The sequence below is a fragment of the Escherichia sp. TW14182 genome, from assembly GCF_000208525.1.
Classification (GTDB): domain Bacteria; phylum Pseudomonadota; class Gammaproteobacteria; order Enterobacterales; family Enterobacteriaceae; genus Escherichia; species Escherichia ruysiae.
On the sequence record NZ_AEJZ01000193.1, the window covers coordinates 1 to 3836 of the forward strand.

At 50.9% G+C, this 3836-nt stretch carries 5 protein-coding genes; 4 read left to right on the forward strand and 1 reads right to left on the reverse strand.

The genetic code is table 11. The features are described 5' to 3' along the window. Nucleotides 1-303 precede the first annotated feature (303 nt). The 4 genes from yqaB to luxS all read left to right on the forward strand — a co-directional run bounded on the left by yqaB (nucleotide 304) and on the right by luxS (nucleotide 3589). Nucleotides 304-870 carry a fructose-1-phosphate/6-phosphogluconate phosphatase gene (yqaB, locus tag EQY_RS0116005; RefSeq protein WP_000273320.1) on the forward strand — a complete coding sequence of 189 codons (567 nt, stop codon included), beginning with the start codon at nucleotides 304-306 and terminating at the stop codon, nucleotides 868-870. Next, nucleotides 867-1295: a YqaA family protein gene (locus EQY_RS0116010; RefSeq protein ID WP_000004484.1), complete on the forward strand. Its 429-nt coding sequence runs from the start codon at nucleotides 867-869 to the stop codon at nucleotides 1293-1295. Before yqaB ends, EQY_RS0116010 begins: the two co-directional genes overlap by 4 nt. Before the next feature lie 72 nt (nucleotides 1296-1367). Further along, the gene (gshA, locus tag EQY_RS0116015; RefSeq protein ID WP_000611834.1) at nucleotides 1368-2924 is read left to right on the forward strand and encodes a glutamate--cysteine ligase; all 1557 of its coding nucleotides are present in this window, start codon (nucleotides 1368-1370) and stop codon (nucleotides 2922-2924) included. A gap of 149 nt (nucleotides 2925-3073) precedes the next feature. After that, nucleotides 3074-3589, forward strand: a complete 516-nt coding sequence (luxS, locus tag EQY_RS0116020) for an S-ribosylhomocysteine lyase (protein WP_001130204.1) — start codon at nucleotides 3074-3076, stop codon at nucleotides 3587-3589. A gap of 118 nt (nucleotides 3590-3707) precedes the next feature. Here luxS and EQY_RS27315 read toward each other — a convergent pair. Continuing rightward, nucleotides 3708-3836 (reverse strand): autotransporter outer membrane beta-barrel domain-containing protein (locus EQY_RS27315; protein WP_138984121.1); only part of this gene is annotated, 129 nt, incomplete at its 5' end.

Sequence of the window (3836 nt, forward strand, 5' to 3'; positions counted from 1 at the left end):
GAGGTTCGAATCCTCCCGGATGCACCATCTTCTCCGTATTATCCGCGATTGATGATCCTCATGGTCTGCAATATTGATGTATGCACCAGGGAGGATAACGTTGCGCCAGCAACGACCCGAAGGGCGAACGCCAGTGAGTCATCCTCCCGGATGCACCATCTTCTCCAACAATTTCCTCCAAAAACATCTCATTTCTAAATAACTATTTTATCCATATCCTGAATAATCTTCCCCTTCGCATCGGCGACAAAATCAAGCAATTACGCTAAAGTAGCGTCATATTTTTCGACTTGCGAGAAGACAATGTACGAGCGTTATGCAGGTTTAATTTTTGATATGGATGGCACAATCCTGGATACAGAACCCACGCACCGTAAAGCGTGGCGTGAAGTATTAGGACGCTACGGTCTTCAGTACGATGTACAGGCCATGATTGCGCTTAATGGCTCGCCCACCTGGCGTATAGCCCAGGCGATTATTGAGCTGAATCAGGCCGATCTCGATCCCCATGCATTAGCCCGCGAGAAAACCGATGCCGTAAGAAGCATGTTGCTCGATTGCGTCGAACCGCTTCCTCTTGTTGAAGTGGTGAAAAGCTGGCACGGTCGTCGCCCAATGGCTGTCGGTACGGGGAGTGAAAGCGCCATCGCTGAGGCGCTGCTAACGCATCTGGGATTACGTCGTTATTTTGACGCGGTTGTCGCTGCCGATCACGTCAAACACCATAAACCTGCACCAGACACGTTTTTGCTGTGTGCGCAGCGTATGGGCGTGCAACCAACACAGTGCGTTGTCTTTGAAGATGCCGATTTTGGCATACAGGCCGCTCGCGCCGCAGGCATGGACGCCGTGGATGTTCGCTTGCTGTGAGTGAGTCGCTGTCGCTCTTCTCGTTGTTTGCCAGTAGTTTTCTCAGCGCTACACTACTACCCGGCAATTCGGAAGTTGTGCTGGTCGCAATGTTACTTTCTGGGGTGAGTCATCCCTGGGTTTTAGTATTAACAGCAACAATGGGTAATAGCCTTGGAGGGTTAACTAACGTTATCCTTGGGCGTTTCTTTCCATTGCGCAAAACATCGCGCTGGCAAGAAAAAGCCATTGGCTGGCTGAAACGCTATGGCGCAGTCACACTCTTATTAAGCTGGATGCCAGTGATTGGCGACTTACTGTGTCTGTTAGCGGGATGGATGCGCATCTCGTGGGGGCCAGTAATCTTTTTTTTGTGCCTTGGTAAAGCGTTGCGCTATGTTGCGGTTGCAGCAGCCACCGTTCAGGGCATGATGTGGTGGCACTAATTGTAGGCCTGCACACATGGCCACCATTACAGTTATGCTAATTAAAACGATTTTGACAGGCGGGAGGTCAATTTGATCCCGGACGTATCACAGGCGCTGGCCTGGCTGGAAAAACATCCTCAGGCATTAAAGGGGATACAGCGTGGTCTTGAGCGCGAAACTTTGCGTGTTAACCCAGATGGCACTTTGGCAACAACCGGTCATCCTGAAGCATTAGGTTCCGCACTGACGCATAAATGGATCACCACCGATTTTGCCGAAGCGTTGCTGGAGTTCATTACGCCGGTCGATGGCGATATTGAGCATATGTTGACCTTTATGCGCGATTTGCATCGCTATACCGCGCGTAATATTGGCGATGAGCGGATGTGGCCGTTAAGTATGCCATGTTACATCGCGGAAGGTCAGGATATCGAACTGGCGCAGTATGGAACGTCCAATACAGGGCGCTTTAAAACGCTGTACCGTGAAGGGCTGAAAAATCGCTATGGCGCGCTGATGCAAACTATCTCCGGCGTACACTACAACTTCTCTTTACCAATGGCATTCTGGCAAGCGAAGTGTGGTGATATCTCGGGCGTTGACGCCAAAGAGAAAATCTCTGCGGGCTACTTCCGCGCTATTCGTAACTACTATCGCTTCGGTTGGGTGATCCCGTACCTGTTTGGCGCATCTCCGGCAATTTGTTCTTCTTTCCTGCAAGGTAAACCGACGTCGCTGCCGTTTGAGAAAACTGAGTGCGGCATGTATTACCTGCCGTATGCAACATCGCTACGTTTGAGCGATCTGGGCTATACCAATAAATCGCAAAGTAATCTTGGTATTACCTTTAATGATCTCTACGAGTATGTAGCGGGTCTGAAGCGGGCAATTAAAACGCCGTCGGAAGAGTACGCGACGATTGGTCTTGAGAAAGACGGCAAGCGGCTGCAAATCAACAGCAACGTGCTGCAGATTGAAAACGAGCTGTATGCGCCGATTCGTCCGAAACGCGTTACTCGCAGCGGCGAGTCGCCTTCAGATGCGCTGTTACGCGGCGGCATTGAATATATCGAAGTGCGTTCGCTGGATATCAACCCATTCTCGCCGATTGGTGTTGATGAGCAGCAGGTGCGATTCCTCGACCTGTTTATGGTCTGGTGTGCGCTGGCTGATGCACCGGAAATGAGCAGTAGTGAACTTGCCTGTACACGCGTCAACTGGAACCGGGTGATCCTCGAAGGACGTAAGCCGGGGCTGACACTGGGAATTGGCTGTGAAACTGCGCAATTCCCGTTGCCGCAGGTGGGCAAAGATCTGTTCCGGGATCTGAAACGCGTCGCGCAAACGCTGGACAGCATTAACGGCGGCGAAGCATACCAGAAAGTGTGTGATGAACTGGTGGCCTGCTTTGATAATCCCGATCTGACTTTCTCCGCCCGCATCTTACGGTCTATGATTGATACTGGTATTGGCGGAACCGGGAAAGCGTTTGGTGAGGCTTATCGCAATTTGTTGCGTGAAGAGCCGCTGGAAATTCTGCGTGAAGACGATTTTATTGCCGAGCGCGAAGCGTCTAAACGCCGTCAGCAGGAAATGGAAGCCGCAGACACCGAGTCGTTCAAGGTGTGGCTGGAAAAACACAGCTGATAGAAAAGAAAAAGGCCACTCGTGAGTGGCCAAAATTTCATCTCTGAATTCAGGGATGATGATAACAAATGCGCGTCTTTCATATACTCAGACTCGCCTGGGAACAAAGAGTTCAGAATATTTTAAAAAAAATTACCGGAGGTGGCTAAATGCCGTTGTTAGATAGCTTCACAGTCGATCATACCCGGATGGAAGCGCCTGCAGTTCGGGTGGCGAAAACAATGAACACCCCGCATGGCGACGCAATCACCGTGTTCGATCTGCGTTTCTGCGTGCCGAACAAAGAAGTAATGCCAGAAAAAGGTATCCATACCCTGGAGCATCTGTTTGCTGGTTTTATGCGCAACCATCTTAACGGTAACGGCGTTGAGATTATTGATATCTCGCCAATGGGTTGCCGCACCGGTTTCTATATGAGTCTGATTGGTACGCCAGATGAGCAGCGTGTTGCTGATGCCTGGAAGGCGGCAATGGAAGATGTGCTGAAAGTGAAGGATCAGAATCAGATCCCTGAACTGAATGTCTACCAGTGCGGTACTTACCAGATGCACTCGTTGCAGGAAGCACAGGATATTGCACGTAGCATTCTGGAGCGCGACGTGCGTATCAACAGCAATGAGGAACTGGCGCTGCCGAAAGAGAAGTTGCAGGAACTGCACATCTAGCCCGTTTAAGAAGAAGAAGCCGGGCGGTGATATCACTGTCCGGCTTGCCTGATGTGCTACGCTTATCAGGTTGATGCGGGGAGCGCGCCACCCGTACGTGACGGGCGGCAAAGTGGTATTAAAAGAGATATTTCATGCCTAGCATTCCCTGGGTATCGCTGTAACCGTTGTCCCCCAACTGCTGGGCGACGTTGCCCCACAGTTGCAGACGTGGATTAAGCTGACCTTCCACCCCAACTTTTAGCTC

What these genes read in the sequence shown, in the direction of transcription:
- luxS (WP_001130204.1), top strand. Translation starts at nt 3,074, where the DNA reads ATGCCGTTGTTAGATAGCTTCACAGTCGATCATACCCGGATGGAAGCG.
- yqaB (WP_000273320.1), top strand. Translation starts at nt 304, where the DNA reads ATGTACGAGCGTTATGCAGGTTTAATTTTTGATATGGATGGCACAATC.